18 protein-coding genes and 2 pseudogenes are annotated in these 24063 nt (G+C 42.7%); 19 read left to right on the top strand and 1 reads right to left on the bottom strand.

Going from position 1 to position 24063, the window contains the following annotated elements:
• Nucleotides 1-20 precede the first annotated feature (20 nt).
• The 19 genes and pseudogenes from purC to purB all read left to right on the top strand — a co-directional run bounded on the left by purC (nucleotide 21) and on the right by purB (nucleotide 19691).
• Complete coding sequence (gene purC, locus PG086_RS07940) at nucleotides 21-728, top strand: phosphoribosylaminoimidazolesuccinocarboxamide synthase (RefSeq protein ID WP_270748518.1); 708 nt, start codon at nucleotides 21-23, stop codon at nucleotides 726-728.
• A gap of 66 nt (nucleotides 729-794) precedes the next feature.
• The gene (locus PG086_RS07935) at nucleotides 795-4520 is read left to right on the top strand and encodes a phosphoribosylformylglycinamidine synthase (protein WP_270748516.1); all 3726 of its coding nucleotides are present in this window, start codon (nucleotides 795-797) and stop codon (nucleotides 4518-4520) included.
• A gap of 93 nt (nucleotides 4521-4613) precedes the next feature.
• A complete protein-coding gene (gene purF / locus PG086_RS07930) occupies nucleotides 4614-6056 on the top strand; it encodes an amidophosphoribosyltransferase (protein WP_270748515.1) in 1443 nt (480 codons plus the stop codon).
• Nucleotides 6057-6095: 39 nt separating this feature from the next.
• Nucleotides 6096-7118, top strand: a complete 1023-nt coding sequence (purM, locus tag PG086_RS07925; protein ID WP_270748513.1) for a phosphoribosylformylglycinamidine cyclo-ligase — start codon at nucleotides 6096-6098, stop codon at nucleotides 7116-7118.
• A complete protein-coding gene (purN, locus tag PG086_RS07920; protein ID WP_270748512.1) occupies nucleotides 7115-7660 on the top strand; it encodes a phosphoribosylglycinamide formyltransferase in 546 nt (181 codons plus the stop codon). Before purM ends, purN begins: the two co-directional genes overlap by 4 nt.
• A 15-nt stretch (nucleotides 7661-7675) precedes the next feature.
• Complete coding sequence (purH, locus tag PG086_RS07915; protein ID WP_270748510.1) at nucleotides 7676-9223, top strand: bifunctional phosphoribosylaminoimidazolecarboxamide formyltransferase/IMP cyclohydrolase; 1548 nt, start codon at nucleotides 7676-7678, stop codon at nucleotides 9221-9223.
• A 126-nt stretch (nucleotides 9224-9349) separates the two neighbouring features.
• Nucleotides 9350-10762: an AAA family ATPase gene (locus tag PG086_RS07910; protein ID WP_270748509.1), complete on the top strand. Its 1413-nt coding sequence runs from the start codon at nucleotides 9350-9352 to the stop codon at nucleotides 10760-10762.
• 16 nt (nucleotides 10763-10778) lie between these two features.
• Complete coding sequence (locus PG086_RS07905; protein WP_270748507.1) at nucleotides 10779-11756, top strand: DUF4435 domain-containing protein; 978 nt, start codon at nucleotides 10779-10781, stop codon at nucleotides 11754-11756.
• Nucleotides 11757-11930: 174 nt separating this feature from the next.
• Nucleotides 11931-13193: a phosphoribosylamine--glycine ligase gene (gene purD, locus PG086_RS07900; RefSeq protein WP_270748505.1), complete on the top strand. Its 1263-nt coding sequence runs from the start codon at nucleotides 11931-11933 to the stop codon at nucleotides 13191-13193.
• 94 nt (nucleotides 13194-13287) lie between these two features.
• Nucleotides 13288-13404, top strand: coding sequence for a phosphoribosylaminoimidazole carboxylase (locus PG086_RS07895; RefSeq protein WP_270748504.1), 117 nt, complete (start codon nucleotides 13288-13290; stop codon nucleotides 13402-13404).
• A gap of 31 nt (nucleotides 13405-13435) precedes the next feature.
• Complete coding sequence (gene purE / locus PG086_RS07890) at nucleotides 13436-13927, top strand: 5-(carboxyamino)imidazole ribonucleotide mutase (protein ID WP_270748502.1); 492 nt, start codon at nucleotides 13436-13438, stop codon at nucleotides 13925-13927.
• Nucleotides 13914-15005: a 5-(carboxyamino)imidazole ribonucleotide synthase gene (gene purK, locus PG086_RS07885; RefSeq protein WP_270748501.1), complete on the top strand. Its 1092-nt coding sequence runs from the start codon at nucleotides 13914-13916 to the stop codon at nucleotides 15003-15005. Before purE ends, purK begins: the two co-directional genes overlap by 14 nt.
• Nucleotides 15006-15289: 284 nt before the next feature.
• Nucleotides 15290-15516: pseudogene (locus PG086_RS07880) on the top strand (phosphoribosylaminoimidazole carboxylase).
• 3 nt (nucleotides 15517-15519) lie between these two features.
• Nucleotides 15520-16212: an aspartate/glutamate racemase family protein gene (locus PG086_RS07875; protein WP_270748498.1), complete on the top strand. Its 693-nt coding sequence runs from the start codon at nucleotides 15520-15522 to the stop codon at nucleotides 16210-16212.
• Nucleotides 16213-16214: 2 nt separating this feature from the next.
• Nucleotides 16215-16310, top strand: a pseudogene (locus tag PG086_RS07870) (phosphoribosylaminoimidazole carboxylase); the annotation flags it as partial.
• Between the two features lie 9 nt (nucleotides 16311-16319).
• Complete coding sequence (locus PG086_RS07865) at nucleotides 16320-16547, top strand: phosphoribosylaminoimidazole carboxylase (RefSeq protein ID WP_270748497.1); 228 nt, start codon at nucleotides 16320-16322, stop codon at nucleotides 16545-16547.
• 36 nt (nucleotides 16548-16583) lie between these two features.
• Nucleotides 16584-17705, top strand: a complete 1122-nt coding sequence (locus tag PG086_RS07860) for a DUF262 domain-containing protein (RefSeq protein WP_270748495.1) — start codon at nucleotides 16584-16586, stop codon at nucleotides 17703-17705.
• Nucleotides 17695-18396 carry an MAE_28990/MAE_18760 family HEPN-like nuclease gene (locus PG086_RS07855; protein ID WP_270748493.1) on the top strand — a complete coding sequence of 234 codons (702 nt, stop codon included), beginning with the start codon at nucleotides 17695-17697 and terminating at the stop codon, nucleotides 18394-18396. Before PG086_RS07860 ends, PG086_RS07855 begins: the two co-directional genes overlap by 11 nt.
• Nucleotides 18393-19691: an adenylosuccinate lyase gene (gene purB / locus PG086_RS07850; protein WP_270748491.1), complete on the top strand. Its 1299-nt coding sequence runs from the start codon at nucleotides 18393-18395 to the stop codon at nucleotides 19689-19691. The genes PG086_RS07855 and purB overlap by 4 nt, the downstream gene beginning before the upstream one ends.
• 57 nt (nucleotides 19692-19748) lie before the next feature.
• On the opposite strand, the gene strH is transcribed toward purB, so the two are convergent.
• Complete coding sequence (gene strH / locus PG086_RS07845; protein ID WP_270748490.1) at nucleotides 19749-23780, bottom strand: LPXTG-anchored beta-N-acetylhexosaminidase StrH; 4032 nt, start codon at nucleotides 23778-23780, stop codon at nucleotides 19749-19751.
• Nucleotides 23781-24063 lie beyond the last annotated feature (283 nt).

Here is a 24063-nt window from a genome sequence, read left to right as displayed (position 1 = left end):
AACGAAAGGCGAACTTTAAAATGTCAAAACAACTAATCTATTCGGGAAAAGCCAAGAATATCTATACAACTGAGGATGAAAATCTTATTATTTCAACTTACAAGGACCAGGCGACTGCCTTCAACGGTGTCAAGAAGGAGCAGATTGCGGGCAAGGGAGTGTTAAATAATCAGATTTCATCTTTTATTTTTGAGAAATTAAATGCGAATGGTGTGGCGACTCACTTTGTGGAGAAAATTTCGGACACGGAACAACTCAATAAAAAGGTGGAGATTATTCCTTTGGAAGTTGTGCTCCGCAACTACACGGCTGGTTCCTTTTCAAAACGTTTTGGCGTAGAAGAGGGTATCGCATTTGAGACTCCAATTGTCGAATTTTACTATAAAAATGATGATTTGGATGATCCCTTTATCAATGACGAGCATGTGAAATTCCTTAAAATTGCGGATGACCAGCAGATTGCTTACTTGAAGGAAGAAACCCGTCGTATCAATGAGCTCTTGAAGGCTTGGTTTACTGAGATCGGCCTTAAATTGATTGACTTTAAGCTAGAGTTCGGTTTTGACAAGGATGGTGAGATTATCTTGGCAGACGAGTTTTCACCCGATAACTGCCGTTTGTGGGATGCAGATGGCAACCACATGGACAAGGATGTTTTCCGTCGTGGCTTGGGTGAATTGACGGATGTTTACGAGATTGTCTGGGAAAAGTTGCAGGGTTTGAAATAATCTGTTTGCAAGACTCTCAAGGTCGTTGGGAACATTGCAAGAGCTGAAATAAAGGAATAAGAATTGATGGATAAACGTATTTTTGTTGAGAAAAAGGCTGATTTTCAGGTCAAGTCAGAGAGTTTGGTAAGGGAGCTCCAGCACAACTTGGGACTTTCAAGCTTGAAAAGTATTCGCATTGTGCAAGTTTATGATGTCTTTGATTTGGTAGAGGACTTGTTTGCACCTGCGAAAAAACACATCTTCTCTGAGCAGGTAACAGACCGTATCTTGGACGAAGCGGCCGTGCAGGCGGATCTTGCCAACTATGCTTTCTTTGCCATTGAAAGTCTGCCAGGACAGTTTGACCAGCGTGCAGCTTCCTCACAGGAAGCCTTGCTTTTGCTGGGAAGTTCGAGTGATGTGACAGTCAATACAGCCCAACTTTACTTGGTTAATAAAGATATTGATGCGACTGAGTTGGAAGCGGTCAAGAACTACCTGCTCAACCCAGTGGATTCTCGTTTCAAGGACATCACAACAGGAATTGCCAAGCAGGAATTTTCAGAGTCAGACAAGACCATTCCAAAATTGACTTTCTTTGAAAGCTATACGGCAGAAGACTTTGCCCGCTACAAGGCAGAGCAAGGGATGGCCATGGAAGTGGACGATTTGCTCTTTATCCAAGACTATTTTAAATCAATCGGGCGCGTGCCAACTGAGACAGAGCTCAAGGTTTTGGACACTTATTGGTCTGACCACTGCCGTCACACGACTTTTGAGACCGAGTTGAAACAGATTGATTTCTCAGCTTCTAAATTCCAAAAGCAATTGCAAGCGACTTATGACAAATATATTGCCATGCGTGAGGAACTAGGTCGGTCTGAAAAGCCACAAACCTTGATGGATATGGCGACTATTTTCGGTCGTTATGAGCGTGCTAATGGTCGTTTGGACGATATGGAAGTGTCTGACGAAATCAATGCATGCTCGGTTGAAATCGAAGTGGACGTTGATGGTATCAAGGAACCATGGCTCCTCATGTTCAAGAATGAAACTCACAACCACCCAACGGAAATTGAACCATTTGGTGGGGCGGCTACTTGTATCGGTGGAGCCATTCGTGACCCGTTGTCAGGGCGTTCCTACGTTTACCAAGCTATGCGTATCTCAGGCGCTGGTGATATTACAGCTCCGATTTCAGAAACGCGTGCTGGGAAATTGCCACAACAGGTCATTTCGAAGACAGCGGCTCATGGTTATTCTTCGTATGGTAACCAAATTGGTCTGGCGACGACTTACGTTCGTGAGTACTTCCACCCAGGCTTTGTAGCAAAACGCATGGAGCTAGGTGCCGTTGTTGGTGCTGCTCCTAAGGAAAATGTAGTCCGCGAAAAACCGGAAGCCGGCGATGTGATTATCTTGCTCGGTGGTAAGACTGGACGTGATGGTGTCGGTGGTGCAACGGGATCTTCTAAGGTTCAAACAGTTGAGTCTGTAGAGACTGCTGGTGCTGAGGTTCAAAAGGGAAATGCCATCGAAGAACGCAAGATTCAACGTCTTTTCCGTAATGGAGATGTCACTCGTCTCATCAAGAAGTCCAATGACTTTGGAGCAGGTGGGGTCTGTGTAGCTATCGGTGAATTGGCAGACGGTCTTGAAATCGACCTCAACAAGGTTCCTCTAAAATACCAAGGATTGAACGGTACAGAAATTGCTATCTCTGAATCTCAAGAACGGATGGCAGTTGTGGTGCGTCCTGAAGACGTAGATGCCTTCGTTGCGGAATGTAATAAAGAAAATATTGATGCTGTTGTGGTGGCAACAGTGACTAAAAAACCAAATCTTGTCATGCACTGGAATGGTGAAACGATTGTTGACTTGGAACGTCGTTTCCTTGATACCAATGGTGTGCGCGTAGTCGTTGATGCCAAGGTGGTAGACAAGGATGTCAAGCTTCCAGAAGAACGTCAAACATCTGCTGACACACTTGAAGCAGATACCCTTGCGGTTCTGTCTGACCTCAACCATGCGAGTCAAAAAGGATTGCAAACCATCTTTGACTGCTCGGTCGGTCGTTCAACGGTCAATCACCCACTTGGTGGTCGCTACCAACTCACACCAACTGAGGCATCTGTGCAGAAATTGCCAGTTCAGCACGGTGTGACTCATACTACGTCTGTCATGGCCCAAGGATTCAATCCATATGTGGCAGAATGGTCTCCATACCATGGCGCTGCTTATGCGGTTATCGAAGCGACAGCTCGTTTGGTGGCTGCTGGTGCCAACTGGTCTAAGGCTCGTTTCTCTTACCAAGAGTACTTCGAGCGGATGGACAAGCAAGCAGAGCGTTTCGGTCAGCCAGTAGCAGCTCTTCTAGGCTCTATCGAAGCACAAATCCAACTTGGCTTGCCATCTATCGGTGGTAAGGACTCTATGTCTGGTACTTTTGAAGAATTGACGGTACCACCAACCTTGGTTGCCTTTGGGGTGACGACGGCAGATAGCCGTAAGGTGCTCTCTCCTGAGTTCAAGACTGCTGGTGAAAATATCTACTACATCCCAGGTCAAGCTCTAGCACAAGAAATTGACTTTGCTCTTATCAAGTCTAATTTTGCTCAATTTGAAGCCATCCAAGCTGGACACAAAGTAACATCTGCATCAGCTGTTAAATACGGAGGTGTCCTTGAAAGCTTGGCACTTGCTACCTTTGGAAACCATATTGGTGCAGAGGTAACCTTGCCTGAACTTGAAAGTTCTTTGACAGCTCAATTGGGTGGATTTGTCTTCACATCTCCTGAAGAAATTGCTGGAATAGAGAAGATTGGTCAAACAAGCGCAGACTTTACACTCGTTGTCAACGGTGTGAAGTTAGATGGACAGAAACTTGACAGTGTCTTCCAAGGAAAACTAGAAGAAGTTTACCCTACTGAATTTGCACAAGCCAAAGAATTGGCTGAAGTGCCAGCTGTCGCTTCTGACGCAGTCATCAAAGCCAAGGAAATTATTGAAAAACCTGTGGTTTACATCCCAGTCTTCCCAGGAACCAACTCAGAATATGACTCAGCTAAAGCATTTGAAAAAGAAGGTGCAGAGGTTAACTTGGTGCCATTTGTGACCTTGAATGAAGAAGCTATTGTCAAGTCAGTTGAAACCATGGTTGACAATATCGGCAAGGCAAACATTCTCTTCTTTGCAGGTGGATTCTCAGCTGCGGATGAGCCGGATGGATCAGCTAAATTTATTGTCAATATCCTTCTTAATGAAAAAGTGCGTGCTGCGATTGATAGCTTTATCGCTCGTGGTGGCTTGATTATCGGTATCTGTAACGGATTCCAAGCTCTTGTCAAATCAGGTCTTCTTCCATACGGAAACTTTGAGGATGCTAACAGTACTAGTCCAACTCTCTTCTACAATGATGCCAACCAGCACGTGGCCAAGATGGTGGAAACTCGGATTGCCAATACCAATTCGCCATGGTTGGCTGGAGTGCAAGTGGGCGATATCCATGCCATCCCAGTATCGCACGGTGAAGGGAAGTTTGTTGTGACGGTCGAGGAATTTGCGGAGCTCCGCGACAATGGCCAAATTTTCAGCCAATACGTTGACTTTGACGGCAAACCAAGTATGGATTCTAAGTACAATCCGAATGGTTCTGTAAACGCCATCGAAGGAATTACTAGCAAGAACGGCCAAATTATCGGTAAGATGGGCCACTCAGAACGTTATGAAGACGGTCTTTTCCAAAACATCCCAGGAAATAAAGACCAGCACCTGTTTGCGTCGGCTGTTAAATACTTTACTGGAAAATAAGACTTACATATTTTCTAATAGATAGTATCCGTAATGTAAAAGTCATGTAGATTTAGCTCATGGTGCTACACAAATAAAAATTAGGTATAAAAAATGACATACGAAGTAAAATCTCTTAATGAAGAATGTGGTGTTTTCGGTATCTGGGGACATCCAGATGCTGCAAAATTGACCTATTTTGGTCTCCACAGTCTTCAGCACCGTGGTCAGGAGGGGGCAGGAATCCTCTCCAATGATCAGGGGCAATTGAAGCGCCATCGTGATATGGGGCTTTTATCAGAAGTCTTCAAAAATCCAGCTAATTTGGATAAATTGACTGGTACGAGCGCGATTGGGCATGTTCGTTATGCGACGGCTGGCGAAGCTTCTGTAGATAATATCCAGCCCTTCCTTTTTCGCTTTCATGATATGCAGTTTGGACTTGCTCACAATGGAAATCTGACCAATGCCGAATCGCTCAAGAAAGAATTGGAACAAAGTGGCGCTATTTTCAGTTCAACTTCGGACTCGGAAATCTTGGCTCACCTCATTCGTCGGAGTCACAATCCGAACTTGATGGGTAAAATCAAGGAAGCACTTAGTCTCGTCAAAGGTGGCTTTGCTTATATCCTGCTATTTGAGGACAAGTTGGTTGCGGCCCTTGACCCTAATGGCTTCCGTCCGCTTTCTATCGGGAAAATGGCCAATGGAGCAGTTGTTGTTTCCTCTGAAACTTGTGCTTTTGAAGTCATTGGTGCCGAGTGGATTCGCGATGTAAAACCAGGAGAGATTGTAATCGTGGATGACAATGGGATTCAGTACGATAGTTATACGAATGATACCCAGTTGGCGATTTGCTCTATGGAGTATATCTACTTTGCCCGTCCTGACTCTAATATCCATGGTGTCAACGTCCATACAGCTCGCAAACGTATGGGGGCTCAATTGGCGCGTGAGTTCAAGCACGAAGCGGATATTGTGGTCGGTGTGCCAAATTCCTCACTCAGCGCAGCTATGGGATTTGCAGAAGAATCTGGTCTGCCAAATGAAATGGGTCTTATCAAGAATCAATACACGCAACGTACCTTTATTCAACCGACTCAAGAATTGCGGGAGCAAGGGGTGCGGATGAAACTGTCTGCTGTTTCAGGTGTTGTCAAAGGAAAACGTGTGGTTATGGTGGATGATTCCATTGTCCGCGGGACAACCTCCCGCCGTATCGTTCAGCTTTTGAAAGAAGCAGGTGCGTCCGAGGTTCACGTTGCTATTGGAAGTCCTGCGCTAGCTTATCCATGTTTTTACGGGATTGATATCCAGACGCGTCAGGAGCTGATTGCGGCCAATCATACGGTCGAAGAAACTCGCCAAATCATTGGTGCGGATAGCCTGACCTATCTTTCGATTGATGGCTTGATTGATTCGATTGGTATTGAAACAGATGCGCCGAATGGTGGTCTCTGTGTCGCTTACTTTGACGGCGATTATCCAACACCTCTCTACGACTACGAAGAAGACTATCGTAGAAGTTTGGAAGAAAAGACCAGTTTTTACAAGTAGCCGACTGAAGATTCTCCATAAAAGAAAAGGAATAAACAAATGACAAATAAAAATGCGTATGCCCAGTCGGGTGTGGATGTTGAAGCGGGTTATGAAGTTGTTGAGCGGATCAAAAAGCATGTGGCTCGCACGGAGCGTGCGGGTGTCATGGGAGCTCTTGGTGGTTTCGGTGGCATGTTTGACCTTTCAAAAACAGGTGTTAAAGAGCCCGTCTTGATTTCAGGGACTGATGGAGTCGGGACCAAGCTCATGTTGGCTATCAAGTACGACAAGCACGATACTATCGGTCAGGACTGTGTGGCTATGTGTGTTAATGACATCATCGCTGCAGGTGCGGAGCCTCTTTACTTCCTTGACTACGTCGCGACTGGCAAGAATGAACCAGCTAAACTAGAACAAGTCGTTGCTGGTGTGGCAGAAGGTTGTGTGCAGGCAGGTGCTGCTCTCATCGGTGGAGAAACGGCTGAAATGCCTGGTATGTATGGCGCAGATGACTACGATCTGGCTGGTTTTGCGGTCGGCGTGGCTGAAAAATCTCAAATCATTGACGGCTCAAAAGTAGCTGAAGGTGATGTTCTTCTCGGGCTTGCTTCGAGTGGTATTCACTCAAATGGTTACTCACTCGTGCGTCGTGTTTTTACCGACTACACAGGTGAGGAAGTCTTGCCAGAATTGGAAGGAAAGAAACTTAAGGAAGTCCTTCTTAAGCCGACTCGTATCTATGTCAAGGCTGTCTTGCCACTCATCAAGGAAGAGTTGGTCAATGGAATTGCCCACATCACAGGTGGCGGCTTTATCGAGAATGTTCCTCGTATGTTTGCGGCTGACTTGGCTGCGGAAATTGAAGAAGAAAAGGTTCCAGTCCTTCCTATTTTCAAAGCTCTTGAAAAATACGGTGAAATCAAGCATGAAGAAATGTTTGAAATCTTCAATATGGGTGTGGGACTCATGCTGGCAGTTAGCCCTGAAAATGTAGGTCGTGTCAAGGAATTGCTGGATGAACCAGTCTATGAAATTGGTCGCATCGTCAAGAAAGAAAACGAAAGTGTCATCATCAAATGAAAAAAATAGCGGTTTTTGCCTCTGGTAACGGCTCAAATTTTCAGGTGATTGCCGAAGAGTTTCCGGTGGAGTTTGTCTTTTCAGACCATCGTAACGCCTATGTGCTGGAGCGGGCAGAAAAGCTCGGCGTCCTGTCCTATGCTTTTGAACTCAAGGAGTTTGAGAACAAGGCGGACTACGAAGCAGCTCTTGTCGAGCTCTTGGAAGAACACCAGATTGACTTGGTTTGTCTCGCAGGCTATATGAAAATCGTTGGGCCAACTTTGCTCGCTGCTTACGAGGGTCGGATCATTAACATTCATCCAGCCTACCTACCAGAATTTCCAGGCGCTCATGGTATTGAGGACGCTTGGAATGCTGGTGTTGCTGAGAGTGGCGTCACCATTCACTGGGTGGACTCAGGTGTGGACACAGGCAAGGTCATCAAACAAGTCCGTGTTCCACGTCTAGCTGATGATACCATCGAAAGCTTTGAAGCTCGTATTCATGAGGCAGAGTACAAGTTATATCCAGAAGTTATTAGAGAATTGTTGGATAAGTAAATGAAAGGAAATAACATGACTAAACGCGCCTTAATCAGCGTCTCAGACAAAGCGGGCATTGTTGAATTTGCCCAAGAACTCAAAAAACTTGGTTGGGATATCATCTCAACAGGTGGGACAAAGGTTGCCCTTGATAATGCTGGGGTGGAGACCATTGCGATCGACGATGTGACTGGCTTCCCAGAAATGATGGACGGTCGCGTCAAGACTCTTCATCCAAATATCCACGGTGGTCTCCTTGCTCGTCGTGACTTGGATAGCCACCTTCAAGCGGCTAAGGACAATCAGATCGAGCTCATTGACCTTGTAGTGGTCAACCTCTATCCTTTCAAGGAAACGATTCTCAAACCAGATGTGACCTACGCTGACGCAGTTGAAAACATCGATATCGGTGGGCCATCCATGCTTCGTTCTGCAGCGAAGAACCACGCTAGCGTAACAGTTGTGGTAGACCCTGCTGATTATGCTGTTGTTCTTGACGAATTGGCAGCAAACGGCGAAACAAGTTATGAAACTCGCCAACGGTTGGCAGCGAAAGTATTCCGTCACACAGCGGCTTATGATGCCTTGATTGCAGAATATTTCACAGCTCAAGTGGGTGAAGCAAAACCAGAAAAGCTCACTTTGACCTATGACCTCAAACAAGCCATGCGCTATGGGGAAAATCCTCAGCAGGACGCTGACTTCTACCAAAAAGCTTTGCCGACTGACTATTCGATTGCATCAGCGAAACAGCTCAACGGTAAGGAATTGTCCTTCAATAACATTCGTGACGCGGATGCGGCCATCCGTATTATCCGTGATTTCAAAGATCGTCCAACCGTTGTGGCTCTCAAACACATGAACCCATGTGGAATTGGTCAAGCTGATGACATCGAAACTGCTTGGGATTATGCTTATGAATCTGACCCAGTGTCTATCTTTGGTGGAATTGTCGTCCTAAACCGTGAGGTGGATGCTGCGACAGCTGAGAAGATGCACGGCGTTTTCCTCGAGATCATCATCGCACCGAGCTATACGGATGAAGCGCTAGCCATTTTGACCAACAAAAAGAAAAACTTGCGTATTCTTGCCTTGCCATTTGACGCTCAAGAGGCTAGTGAAGTGGAGGCAGAATACACAGGTGTGGTTGGTGGTCTCCTTGTTCAAAATCAAGACGTGGTCAAGGAAAGCCCAGCTGACTGGCAAGTGGTGACCAAGCGCCAGCCAACCGAGACAGAAGCGACTGCTCTTGAGTTCGCTTGGAAGGCTATCAAGTACGTCAAATCAAACGGGATCATCGTGACGAATGACCACATGACACTTGGCGTTGGCCCAGGTCAAACCAACCGTGTGGCTTCAGTCCGTATCGCTATTGACCAAGCTAAAGACCGCCTTGATGGTGCTGTGCTTGCTTCGGATGCCTTCTTCCCATTTGCGGATAACGTGGAAGAAATCGCTAAAGCAGGTATTAAGGCCATCATCCAGCCGGGTGGTTCAGTCCGTGACCAAGAATCTATTGAAGCAGCGGACAAATATGGCTTGACCATGATTTTCACAGGCGTGAGACATTTTAGACATTAAAATTTCAACAGTTTCAAGACAAAGTGAAATCATCAAAATTAATTATAATAATATTTGTAGAAAGCAAGCCTTAAGGCTTGCTTTCTGGTATAATTGTAATAAATAAAACTGTTAAGGAGTAGTTGTATGCCTTTAATTGAGAAATTTAAAATTAATAATCTTTATAATTATTATGATGTCGAGTTGGATTTTAAGAATGATAAGACTATTTATATTGGAGAAAATGGTAGTGGTAAAACGACGATTATTGCGATGTTTTACTATCTACTTGATTTAAATTATAAAAAATTAATACAATTTGATTTTGATAGCATCGAGATTAAATTTGAAGGTAAAGATCAGCTAAAAATTACTAAAAAAGATATTATCCAGATAAATATTCAGAATACAAATGGCTTGACACGAAATATTAGAAACGAGGTACTTAATTTAGTACACAAAATTAAACAGGATAAGAATTTAGAGTCAGATTTATTAGGACTATATGAATCTGAAAATTTTAAGTTTGATGAAGTACCAACAATATATAATAGACATCGTTTACTACAAAACTATCCATTACAATTGATTGAAGCAATGATGCCTGAAGTTTTGAGCAGACTCTTTCCTTCTGGATATATGAAGTTAATACTTGAGATAGAAGAATTAAAGAATAGGTATAAAGTATTATACTTTCCAACTTATAGAAGGATTGAGGAGGATTTACAAGAATTCAATATCGTTCCTAGAACAGAACCAGGAATAAAACCGTTCGATAATAAATCTAGTGGAGAATTGATTCATTTTGGTATGGAAGATGTTGAAGAAAAAATAGATAGTTTATTAAACAAAATTAGCAAGGAAACCTATAAAAGCTACGATGTCATGATTAGTAGATTGTTAGAACTATTTGCTAATGATAATAAAGGAAAAGATATACCTAGTAAGGATTTTGATTCACATAAAGTTGAAATAGCACTTTCTAGATTAGGAGAAAAAATCACTGATGAAACTAAATCTAATATTTTAGATAGAATTAAAAACGGAGAATTGCATAGTGATGTATATCTAAATTATTTAGTCACGAGTATTATTGATAATTATAAAGCTTTAGAAAATATTGACAGAAGAATTAATGAATTTACTGAGAGAGTGAATAAATATTTCTTTGGGAAAAAATATTTCTACAATCCACAGTTATTAGAGTTGGGAATAAAAAGAACCAATAACAAAGGAGAAAGTACTGAAAGTTTTATTAAGTTAAGAAATCTTTCGTCCGGAGAGAAACAATTAATTTCAACTTTTTCCAAAATTTTCTTAGAGGATGAAAAGGAGCTTATAATTCTATTTGATGAGCCAGAAATATCTTTATCAGTACCTTGGCAAGAAGAGTTTATCTATGATATTTCTCAAGCCCAAAAGTGTGCATTTCTAGTCGCAGTAACACACTCTCCATTTATTTATAGTAACATGCTAGATTATGCAGAGGAAATTGATAAGTATATTGAATACTCTCAACAAATTCATCAAAATGAAGGCGATGATGGAGCACCTTTTTAAATAAGGGGAGAATGATTTGAAATCAGTAACAATAAAAAATCATCAAGAAAGTTTAAAAGAACCTTCAGTTGTATGGGAAAAGTATACGAGAGATGTAAAAAATAATCCAAATAGATATTTTGTGTTTTATGAAGGAAAAGATAGGCAATATTATGATTGTCGAATACAACAGTTTGCTGAAAATTTTAACACGTATGAAGTTGGCGGCAAGAGTAAGGTATTGGAATTAGTTAATAAATTTACTCATGAGGAGGGTTATAAATTAAAAAATAAATTATTTTTTATAGATAAAGACTATGGACATCACCAAGTTAATTCTGATATATATATGACTCCAAAATATGCAGTCGAGAACTTTTATGTGAGTTCTGAAGCAATCAAAAGAATATTGAAAGTACATTTTGGAATAAATGATGATGACCCGGAGTTCGGTAGAGTATTGGGATGTTTTAATGCAAGATATAGAGAATTTATTGACTATCTAACAGAGATGAACCTTTGGGCAATTTGTTGTAACTTGAACGATGTCCAAATAGACTTTGATTTATTGGGCTTAAAAAGCACAGCAGCTAAATTTTTGAGAATTAATTATAGTGAACTAGAATTGTTGGTTGAAGATATAAGTTTCAGTTATTTTGAGAGCATGTACGAAAAGGGATTGAGGAAAAAAATTAAAAATAGTAGTGGACTGAGTAGTAGAAATTATAATTTAGATCTATCTGATTACATGAATAAAAAGGAACAGATACGAATCACCTTTGAGAGTCCATTAGAAGAATATCGAAGACACATAGATGAATATTCCAGAGGTAAACAGTTGTTGTGGTTTTTAAAAGAGTTTTTGCTATCAGTAACGAGGAAAGAAGGCGGTATTCTGAAAAATCAGTTTTTGATTGATGATAAAAATATAATGACAGTGTTTACTAATTGTGCAGATACGCCTGAGGGATTGAATGAATATTTGAGAAGAAAATGTTGTTTGATATTCAACTAGTGGATTATATTATAAAAGTAGTTGTAACTTGGCGTGCGACATTTTAGACATTAAAAAACGAAAGGAAAGAAAACAGTTTCTTTCCTTTTTTGACTTAAAATGCTAAGTAAAACAAGATTAAAGCGAACGTTTGTGATATAATATTAGTAAATAATTCGCAAAAGAGGTTGAGAGATGAAGCTGTTAGTTGTCGGTTCGGGTGGTCGTGAACATGCGATTGCTAAGAAGTTGCTTGAGTCAAAAGACGTTGAAAAAGTTTTTGTAGCTCCTGGAAATGACGGAATGACTCTGGATGGTTTGGAATTGATGGACATCTCTATTTCCGAACATTCTAAATTGATTGAGTTTGCAAAAGCCAACGATATTGCTTGGTCCTTTATCGGGCCAGATGATGCCCTTGCTGCTGGAATCGTAGATGATTTTAACCAAGCTGGTCTCAAGGCTTTTGGTCCGACTAGGTCTGCAGCGGAGCTGGAGTGGTCCAAGGATTTTGCTAAGGAAATCATGGTCAAATACGATGTTCCGACAGCAGCCTATGGCACATTTTCAGATTTCGAGGAGGCCAAGGCTTATATCGAGGAGAAAGGCGCTCCTATCGTTGTCAAGGCAGATGGTTTGGCACTCGGGAAAGGTGTCGTCGTTGCGGAGACGGTTGAGCAAGCGGTCGAAGCTGCTCACGAGATGCTCTTGGACAATAAATTCGGGGATAGCGGTGCGCGTGTGGTTATCGAGGAATTCCTTGACGGAGAAGAGTTCTCTCTCTTTGCCTTTGTCAATGGGGATAAGTTCTACACCATGCCGACGGCTCAGGACCACAAACGTGCTTACGATGGCGACAAGGGACCTAACACTGGTGGGATGGGTGCCTATGCGCCAGTTCCTCACTTGCCACAGAGCGTGGTTGACACAGCGGTTGACACCATTGTCAAGCCAGTCCTTGAAGGGATGATCAAAGAAGGTCGTCCGTATCTTGGTGTCCTTTACGCGGGTCTTATCTTGACAGTTGATGGACCTAAGGTTATCGAGTTCAATGCTCGTTTTGGAGATCCCGAAACTCAGATTATCCTGCCTCGTTTGACATCTGACTTGGCGCAAAATATCACGGATATTCTCGATGGCAAGGAGCCCAACATCACTTGGACCGACAAGGGTGTGACTCTGGGTGTGGTTGTCGCATCCAAGGGCTACCCGCTAGATTATGCAAAGGGTGTCGAGTTGCCAACTAAGACAGAAGGCAATATCATCACCTACTATGCAGGGGCTAAGTTTGCGGAAAATAGCAGAGCATTGCTATCAAATGGCGGACGTGTCTATATGCTAGTTACCACAGCAGACACCGTCAAAGACGCCCAAGATACCATCTACCAAGAACTCTCCCAACAAAACACAGAAGGTCTCTTTTACCGAACAGATATCGGAAGCAAGGCTATTAAGTAAAGATATAAGAATAGCGCGACGAAGTCGCCAAATACGATAATGGTCGTTTGATTTGCGAGCATTAGCGAGCTAATATAGAACAATCACCGCCGTTGTGAATGAACGATTGGATGATAATCCAATCGTTCAGGGAAATCGGAAGACCTTGGGCTTCCGATTTAGGCATGAGACACCTTTGGTGGCTGCTGCCGTCCCTCACAACTTAAGGTGATTGAAAAAAGAAAGGAAAGAAAAGGAATATTATGACTAAACCAGTAATTTCCATCATCATGGGCTCAAAATCCGACTGGGCAACCATGCAAAAAACAGCAGAAGTCCTAGCCCGCTTCGGTGTAGCCTACGAAAAGAAAGTTGTTTCTGCCCACCGTACACCTGACCTTATGTTCAAACATGCCGAAGAAGCACGTAGCCGTGGCATCAAGGTCATTATTGCAGGTGCAGGTGGCGCAGCCCATTTACCAGGTATGGTCGCAGCAAAAACCACTCTGCCTGTCATTGGTGTACCAGTCAAATCACGTGCTCTTAGTGGCGTGGACTCGCTCTACTCTATCGTACAGATGCCAGGTGGCGTACCTGTGGCGACAATGGCTATCGGTGAAGCAGGCGCGACCAATGCGGCCCTCTTTGCCCTCCGTCTCCTGTCAGTAGAGGATCAGGCTATTGCGACAGCTTTGGCAGATTTTGCAGAAGAACAAGGAAAAATCGCAGAGGAGTCTACCAATGAGCTCATCTAAAACAATCGGAATTATCGGTGGCGGTCAGCTGGGGCAGATGATGGCCATTTCTGCTATCTACATGGGGCACAAGGTTATCGCGCTGGATCCTGCGGCGGATTGCCCGGCCTCTCGCGTAGCGGAAATCATAGTGGCGCCTTATAATGATGTGGATGCCCTTCGTCAGTTGGCGGAGCGTTGCGATGTCCTCACCTATGAGTTTGAGAATGTCGATGCCGATGGTTTGGATGCTGTCATCAAGGATGGGCAGCTCCCTCAAGGGACAGATCTGCTCCGCATTTCCCAAAATCGCATCTTTGAAAAGGACTTTCTCTTAAATAAGGCTCAAGTCACCGTGGCACCCTACAAGGTTGTGACCTCAAGCCAAGACTTGGCAGATATTGACCTATCGAAAAACTATGTTCTCAAGACTGCGACTGGTGGCTATGATGGCCATGGACAAAAGGTCATTCGCTCAGAAGCAGATTTAGAAGAAGCTTATGCACTAGCGGATTCAGCAGATTGCGTTTTAGAAGAATTTGTCAACTTTGACCTTGAGATTTCTGTCATTGTATCAGGAAATGGCAAGGACGTGACGGTCTTCCCAGTTCAGGAAAATATCCACCGCAACAACATTCTTTCGAAAACCATTGTGCCTGCTCGCATTTCAGAAAGTATAGCAGATAAGGCAAAAGCCATGGCAGTGAGAATCGCTGAACAGCTGAATTTGTCTGGAACACTTTGTGTGGAAATGTTTGCGACAGCTGATGACATTATCGTCAACGAGATTGCTCCACGCCCACATAACTCAGGGCACTACTCTATCGAAGCCTGTGACTTCTCGCAGTTTGATACCCATATCTTGGGCGTTCTCGGAGCACCATTACCAGCTATCCACCTGCATGCACCAGCCGTCATGCTCAACGTACTCGGCCAACACGTCGAGACCGCTGAAAAGTATGTTGCAGAAAATCCAAGCGCCCACCTCCACATGTATGGTAAAATAGAAGCGAAGCACAACCGTAAGATGGGACATGTGACCTTGTTTAGTGATGTGCCGGATAGCGTGGTTGAGTTTGGTGAGGGGATTGATTTTTGAAATGACAGAAGAATTTGATGAATTGCTAGATGATGAAATAACGACCGTAACACTGACTTATACGGACGATTTGATTGTTCCAGAGATTGCGGATAGAGAGGGATTCATATTTTAGAGAGAGCTGGCAATCAGCTAGTCTTAGAATATTTTTGTTCCGTGAAGGAAGTTAAGGATTATCTGAGTAGTTACGGCCTGCCTAGACATCCTGAGAGAATTTCATTTGAATTTTCTATACATGAAGACTCAGAAAATGATAATCTTTAAAGCTAAATGGAAACCAGTTTATGATTCAAATTATTGTCAACGCTTTTGTGGAGGAAGGAAAAGAAATCGCCGTTGTGGAAGTGCTCTTTGCCAGTGCCGACCATGAAAAAGTAAAAGCCAATATCAGGAATTAAAGATTCAATATCCAAACAATTATCTGGCTATCTATGATTTGCCATTGGATACAGATTTAAGTAGCTTACCACACTATCCGTCGGTTGTGACAAGCAAGGAGGAGTTTAATTAGTCTATGAAAACTATCGGTCTGATTGGTGGTATGAGTTGGGAAAGTACCACATCTTACTACCAAATCATCAACGAAACCATCAAAAAAGAGCTGGGTGGCCTGCATTCTGCTAAGATTCTACTTTATAGTGTTGATTTTGCAGAGATTGAGCATTATCAAGCAGTCGGAGACTGGGAGAAAAGCGGTCAACTGTTGGCAGATATTGCTAAGCGCTTGGAGCAAGCTGGTGCGGATTTCATCGTTATTTGTACCAACACTATGCACAAGGTTGCTCCGCAGATACAAGAAAAGATTACGATTCCAATCTTGCATATTGCGCAGGCAACCGCGCAGGCCTTGTTGGCTGACGGTATTCAAAAAGTCGGCCTCCTAGGGACCAAGTACACCATGACTCAAGATTTTTACAAGGAGAAATTAATAGAGTCTGGGTTAGAAGTGCTGATTCCAGACCAAGCTGGTATTACAGAGGTCAATCGGATTATTTATGACGAGCTCTGCCTAGGGGACATCAAAGAAAGCTCAAAGCAGACTTATCTTGCCGTTATAGATGATTTGAAAAAAGCAGGCGCTGAAGCTGTTATCTTGGGTTGCACTGAGATTGGTCTCCTCGTCAAGCAATCCGACACCGATCTGCCTCTCTATGACACAACAGTGATCCATGCAGAGAAAGCAGCGGAGTGGGCGGTGAATAAGTGACCATAGAAGATAAGCATAACCGTAGGTTAGGGCATGTAACTTTGTTTAGTGATCCGCCAAATAGTGTGGTTGAGTTTGGGGAAGGGATTGATTTTTAGGAGGAGACTATGATTCAAATCATCGTTAACGCATTTGTTGAAAAGGATAAGACTGGAGCAGTCGTCGAAGTCTTGTATGCTAGTAGCGATCATGAAAAAGTGAAAGCTAAGTATGAAGAGCTAGTTGCACAATTTCCTGAAAACTATTTAGCTATCTATGATGTCTCGTTAGATACGGATTTGAATACACTGGATCATTATCCTTCTGTGTGGATTGGGAAAGAAGAATTTGAATAGATGGTAGAAAAACTATTTTAAAAGGAGTTTAATAATATGTCAACTTTAGAAGAGAAAATTCAGTTATTAGAACAGCAAATTTCAGATGAGAGACAAAAGCTCTCGGCAGATAGAATGGATATTTCTTTTGGAGAGATTATGAATCTTTATGAACAATCTGAATTGATTATTAGACCAGAGTATCAACGGTTGTTTAGATGGACTAATACACAGAAAACCTTATTAATAGAATCTATTTTAATGGGTATTCCGATTCCTCCGATATTTGTCGCTGAAGATGAGAATGGAGTTTGGGAATTGGTAGATGGTCTTCAGAGGGTTTCAACAATAATAAGTTTTTTTGGTAATTTAAAACCTAATTTAGTACAAAATTATGAAGTTTCAGATGTTGTAGAAGATTTGGTTTCTAATTCAAACAATTGGGAGTTGGAAGCAGGAGATATTATTAAAGATCTAGAAGGATTTAATGTTGAAACTTTACCTCAAAAATATAAACTGAATATTAAACGAGCTGTTTGTCGTGTTGAAATCTTAAGAGGGGAGAGTAACACATCGTTAAAGTATGAGTTGTTTAAGAGATTGAATTCAGGTGGGACGAAGTTGACACCACAAGAAATTAGAAATGCTGTGTATAGGGGAATTAATCCAGATTTAAATGAGTTAATAACAGAGTTAAGCCAGAATAGTGATTTTAAAGATTTGACTAGCTTAAGTGAAACAAAAATTCGGGAATTATATGATCAAGAACTTATATTACGTTTTGTAGCATTTTATAAAAATGTTAACAATATCAATTTAAGCACACAAAGTTTTTTGGATAAATTTATGGATGAGACTACTAGTACAGGTAATCTTGATAGTGAAAAGTATAAGGAAATTTTTAATTCAACGATAGCGTTATTAACGGAGATAGGCGATAATAATATTTTTAGAAATGAACGAAATCTTTTTGTGCCGGCTGTCTTTGAAGGTGTAATGATTGGAACATCGGAAAACTTAGATTATTATGTAAAGCATAAAGATGAATTACGAGAGAAAATTCATCAATTACAAACAGATGATGAATTCAAACGTCTATCTGGTTCAGCATCAAATAGTAGGAGTAGAATTAAGAAACGTTTACAACGAGCTCAAGAGATTTTTAGTTATGGAAATTGAATTGCAAAATTTTTTTGATGAATTAGATTTACGAATAAAAGAATCTGAACATACACTTAATGAAATTGAAAGAGTAATATTTACCAAAAGATATCGCTTGAATACAGAACATTTGGCTATTTTTTCTGTCCAGACTATTGCAATGATTTATTCAATTTGGGAAGGATTTATTCAAAAAACATTTAGTGAATATTTATCAACTTTGAATAAGCTAAATATTCCATTTCAAGACTATCAAAATAGTATTATGGTTTTTCAAATGGAGTCAAAGTTTAAACAGTTTAGAGAATACCCTGAAAAATTGAGTAGAAGGATTAAATTTTTATCTGATTTACGAAGTCACTATCAAAGTGATCGAATTTTATTAGATACATCGATTAATACAGAAAGTAATGTTAGTTTTGATGTGTTGAATAAGATCCTGAAACAATTTTCGTTGCCAGAGTTCCCAGAACGATGGGGAGAAGACTATAATCATCCAAATCCTACTTTGAAAGAAGAAATGAACACATTTTTGGATTATAGAAATGGTGTGGCACATGGAGGAGATATTAGCTCAAATGATAAAGTTACGCAACAAGTGTTTAATAGATATAAACAGTTGGTATTAAAATTGATGTACGAAATACGTGATATACTATATACTGGCGCTGCCTCAAATCATTACTTAAAAGGAGATAACCAACAATGATCAACCGTTACTCTCGCCCAGAAATGGCGAACATTTGGAGTGAAGAAAATAAATACCGTGCTTGGCTTGAGGTGGAAATCTTGGCTGACGAGGCATGGGCTGAGTTGGGGGAAATCCCTAAGGAAGATGTGACTTTGATTCGCGAAAAAGCGGACTTTGACATTGACCGTATTTTGGAGATTGAGCAGCAAACTCGTCACGATGTGGTTGCTTTCACGCGTGCGGTTTCAGAGACTCTTGGTGAAGAGCGTAAGTGGGTTCACTATGGTTTGACCTCTACTGACGTGGTGGATACGGCCTATGGTTACCTTTATAAGCAAGCCAACGACATCATCCGTCGTGACCTTGAAAACTTCCTTAACATCATCGCTGATAAGGCTAAGGAGCACAAGTTCACCATCATGATGGGGCGTACCCACGGTGTGCACGCTGAACCTACAACTTTTGGTCTTAAATTGGCGACTTGGTACAGCGAAATGAAGCGCAATATCGAGCGTTTCGAGCATGCAGCTGCTGGTGTGGAAGCCGGTAAGATTTCGGGTGCGGTTGGGAATTTCGCTAACATCCCACCATTTGTTGAGCAATATGTCTGCGACAAACTGGGTATCCGTGCCCAAGAAATCTCTACACAGGTGCTTCCTCGTGACCTTCACGCTGAGTATTTTGCGGTTCTTGCTAGCATCGCGACTTCAATCGAACGTATGGCAACGGAAATCCGTGGTCTGCAAAAGTCTGAACAACGTGAAGTAGAAGAGTTCTTTGCCAAAGGTCAAAAAGGCTCTTCAGCAATGCCTCACAAACGCAATCCTATCGGTTCTGAGAACATGACAGGTTTGGCGCGTGTTATCCGTGGTCATATGGTGACAGCCTATGAGAACGTCGCTCTCTGGCACGAACGTGATATTTCCCACTCATCAGCTGAACGTATCATCACACCAGATACAACCATTTTGATCGACTACATGCTCAACCGCTTTGGAAATATCGTCAAGAACTTGACGGTATTCCCAGAAAACATGATTCGCAACATGAACTCTACGTTTGGTCTTATCTTTAGCCAACGTGCTATGTTGACCTTGATCGAAAAAGGTATGACACGTGAGCAAGCCTATGACTTGGTGCAACCAAAAACGGCCTACTCTTGGGACAACCAAGTAGACTTCAAACCGCTTCTCGAAGCAGATCCAGAAGTGACATCACGCCTCACTCAAGATGAAATTGATGAAATCTTCAACCCTGCATACTACACCAAACGAGTGGATGATATCTTTGAACGTATCGGACTGGGTGATTAATCCTAACAATAAAAAGCGAGATTCAATCTCGCTTTTTTATATGCTTATCGAAGGGTGTTAATCTTCTTTTTTCTTAGTGAGTCCGTAAGCTGCTAGTGTGGCCATGAGTCCTGCTGCGACCAAGCCTACAGAGTCTTGACTTCCTGTTGCAGGGAGTTGTTTTTCATCTGCTTTGCTAGTAGTTGCTTCAGCTTGCTCAGCTTTCTCAACGGCAGTTCCGACTTCGACAACCTGAGCGACCGCTTCCTGCGATACCGCACTATTGACAAGAGTTCTTTCTTCCTTGCCGTCAGCAGTAGTGCTGACAGAGTAGAAAATCGTACGACGACCATTTACACCAGTAACGACGACTTGACTTTGTCCTTTTGGCAATTGCGGATTTTCACGTGTCACGGTAGTGAAAGGAATCTCTTCTTCTTGGATGTCTAGTCTAGGTTTTGCTTCTGCGGCTGGGGCAAGACCGTGTTCATCCCCTACATGGGTAACAAGGGTTCCGACTTCAATGACTTGTGTCACTGCTTCTTGCGTTACAAGGCTATCGACAAGAGTCTTCACTTCTTTGCCATCAGCAGTAGTGCTTACAGAGTAGTAATGACTGCGACGACCGTTAACACCTTTGGTAAGGACTTGAGTCTTCCCTTTGAGCAAGAGTGGATTTTCACGTGTCACGGTAGTGAAAGGAATCTCTTCCTCTTGGATGTCCAGTCTAGGTTTTGCTTCTGCGGCTGGAGCAAGACCGTGTTCATCTCCTTTGTGAGTAATAGGGGCACCGATTTCAACCACTTGTGTCACAGGTTCTTTGGTCACTTGGCTATCTAGAACAGTTTCTGTTTGTTTTCCATTTTCAGTAAGGACAGATATGTAATGAGTGCGTTCGCCCTCTACACCTGGTGTAATGATCTTTCCCTGACCAGCTGGGAGATTCGGATTTTCCTTCTTGATGACCTCAAATGGAATCTTTTCTGCTCTTGTGATGAGTTCAGGTTTGGTTTCAACATTGGCAGCTAGTTCATTTTCATCGAGGCTTCCTGAGTGAGTTGCCGCTGGTTTGAGGCCTAGGCGGGCTGCCTTGAGTTTGGCTACGAGAGCGTCTAACTCGGCTTGTTTGCTGCGATTGAGGTTGTAGTTGAGAGCCTCTTTAGCTGCATTTAGAGCATCGAGACTTTCTTTGCTGTATCCTTCCAAGTTAGTAGGGATTTGAGCAAGCTCCTCACGGAGAGCATTGTAGTCAGCGCGGAAGTAGTCTTTGTTGTGATCCGCGAAGGCAGTCATGAGTTCAAAGATTTCTTCTTCCTTGTACTCAGCACTTGGTCTATCTGCCCAGATAGCAAGCATACTACCAATAGTAGGAAGGTCAACTTCAGGGTATTTAGTTGATGCTAGTTGATTGAATGGAGTTTTCTCGGTATTTTCGAGAGCTTTTTTGAGGAAGCCACCACCATCTTCTGGTTTTTGGCCGAGAATGTAGTACCAGTCTCCGTTGGTGTTGAGGAATTTGTAGCCTTTGCTTGCTAGGTACTGAGGCGTTGCAAGGTTGTAACCCCACCATCCCTTAGACCAGTAAGAGATGATGACATCCTTGTCAAACTCAACATCATCTTTGTCTTCATAGTAGAAACCATCGTTGAAGGCCATTGGTTGAAGGCCTCTTTCTTTGGCCATGGCAGCAAGGGTGTTAGAGTACTCAGCAAACTTGCCATAGAGTCCATACCATTTGAGGTAGTACCAGCCTTGAGCATTGGTAGCGTCATTAGCGTATTCGTCTGTACCGTAGTTAAAGATCTTAGTCTTGCCTGCAAAGAAGTCCATGTACTTACCGATGAGGGCTTTAACAAAGTTCATCGCCTCTTCGTTTTCGAGATCCATGGTTGTTTTGGAGACTTTATCAAAATTAGCTTGAGGGTTTGCGATGCCTAATTTTTCCATAGCAACGAGCATGGCATCCATGTGACCTGGGCTGTTGATCGCTGGGATGAGTCCGAGGCCTTTTGATTTTGCGTACTCGATCAATTCAGTGATTTCAGCTTGACTAAGAGTGATTCCGTTTGGATCATCGTAGTAAGCTTTTGTTCCTTCGATGATGGCCTTCTTGACATCATCACTTGCATAAATTTTTCCGTTAGCCGTGATGGTCATGTCATCAAGGAGGAAGCGAAGTCCGTCATTTCCTAGGAGAAGGTGCACATCAGAGTAGCCGAGCTCGCTCGCCTTGTCTACGATGCGTTTGAGTTGGTCGAGCGTGAAGTACTTACGTCCGGCATCGATGGAGATTACCTTGTTCTTGGCAAGTTTTTCAACTTCACGTTTTGCGTCTTCTTCTTTTTGAGCTTCTGGTGTGAAGGTCAAATTGCTGACAGCTTCTTGGAGTTTCGCGATTGCTTGATCAATGGTGTCTTGTTGGGCGCGACTGAGGTTGCTATCGAGTGAGCGAATGGCTTTTTCAGCTTCTTTGACAGCTGCGACACTTTCTGCAGTATAGCGGTTAAGGTCTGTTGGGACTTCTTTCAGAGCTTGCTCAGCAGACTCATAGTCAGCTGCGAAGTATTCAGCATTGGCATTTGCGAAGCTACGCATGAGTTTGAAGAGGCGTGATGGTGAATAGCGTGCAGATGGGGTATCCGCCCAAGCAGCTACCATACCCCCGATGAACGGGATAGTAGCCCCATCAGATTTTGGTACAGAAGTGATTGGAGTGTTCTTGATACCATTGAGTCCTTGGTCGAGGTTGTACCAGCCTTGGCCATCGGCATTTCGTCCGAGGACGTAGTACCAAGCATCGTTGGTATTAAGGATTTGGTGGCCTTTTTCAACTAGAAGTTTAGAAGAAGCGACGTCGTATCCGCCCCATCCACCAGTCCACATAGAAACGATGATGTCTTTGTCAAAGGTTCCAAAGCTAGTGTCGCTATTGTAGTAGATACCATCGTTAAAGGCCATTGGTTTGAGACCGTGAGATTTGACGATGCGAGCAAGGTCATTGGCGTAGGCGATAAATTTCTCATAACCCTTGTCTGGGAATCCATCTTCTGGATACCATTTATAGGCTTGAAGAACGCTCCAGCCTTTAGCATCTGTAGCATCATTGGCGTACTCGTCTAGCCCGATGTTGAAGATGTCAGATTTGCCAGCGAAGTAAGCAGCATACTTGTCGATCAGAGCTTTGGTAAATGCAACAGCCTCCTTGTTATCAAGGTCAACGGTACGAGCAGATTCCTTACCAAAGTAGTTGAAGTTCGGTTTTTGGATGCCTAGTTCTTTCATGGCATGCAAAATCGCATCCATGTGACCAGGGCTGTTTACAGTTGGGATGAGACCAATGCCTTTGTTTTTAGCATAGTTGATCAAGTCCGTCATCTGACTTTCTGTCAAATGGTTGCCGTTTGGATCCTTGTAGTAGGCATCGGTTCCGTTTTCAAGTGCACGTTTGACATCGTCACTTGCATAGGTTTTGCCATTGGCTTTGATCGTCATGTCGTCCAGCATGAAACGCATGCCGTCATTTCCAACTAGTAGATGAAGATCAGTATAACCGTAGTGTTTGGCTTTGTCGATGATTTCTTTGAGTTGGTCTGGAGAGAAGTACTTGCGTCCAGCGTCGATTGAGATCATTTTTCGTTTTGCCAGTTTTTCATTTACCTGAGTTGCTCGTTCCATGCTAGGAGTGGCTACTGCAGGTGTGACGGCTTCATTTTTCTTTTCTGAAGGAGTACTTTCGGCAGGAGTCTCAGCTGGGGCAGGGCTTTCTTTCTCGGCAGTAGGAGTTGGACTAGCATTTTCTGTCACAACTGGTGCGCTTGACTCTTCTGTTTTTGGAGCAACTGTTCGAGGAGCCTCCTTGTCTTCTTTGACCTCCTCTTTTACAGGCTTGCCAGCCTTTTCTTCCAGTTTTTCTGGAACCTTGGAGTCTACAGCTTCTTTGACTGCTTGAGGACTCTCCTGAATCGTTTGGACAGTTTCTTCAGCTGTTGGAGCTGGAGTAATCCCGTCGGCAGATACGACTTGTGCGCTAAAAGCAAATCCTATAAGTACAGAAGCTGCCCCAACCGCGTATTTACGGATGGAGAAGCGCTGTTTCTTTTCTAGTTTCATGACAAAACCTCCTTGTTATTATTATGTATGATAGCGTTTACATAAAACCGATTTTATTTTATTATCTAAGGAGTAAAATGTCAAGTGGGTTTATATAAGAACTATAATAAATAGAGGAAATCATAAGATTTAGAAGAAAATTATTTCCAGAAATAAGAAAGAGAAAGCGAATATTTAACTTGTTTTTAGTAAAAACGCTACTAACTTAAATAAGAACCCTTCATAGCGTTCTCACAACCTCTTTCTCGTGCTATAATGAATATAGAAAAAGCCTGAGCTGGGC

This window comes from Streptococcus halitosis (genome assembly GCF_027691175.1).
GTDB classification, from domain to species: domain Bacteria; phylum Bacillota; class Bacilli; order Lactobacillales; family Streptococcaceae; genus Streptococcus; species Streptococcus halitosis_A.
The sequence above is the reverse complement of the archived record's forward strand: the minus strand, read 5'-3'. Positions and strand labels throughout refer to the sequence as shown.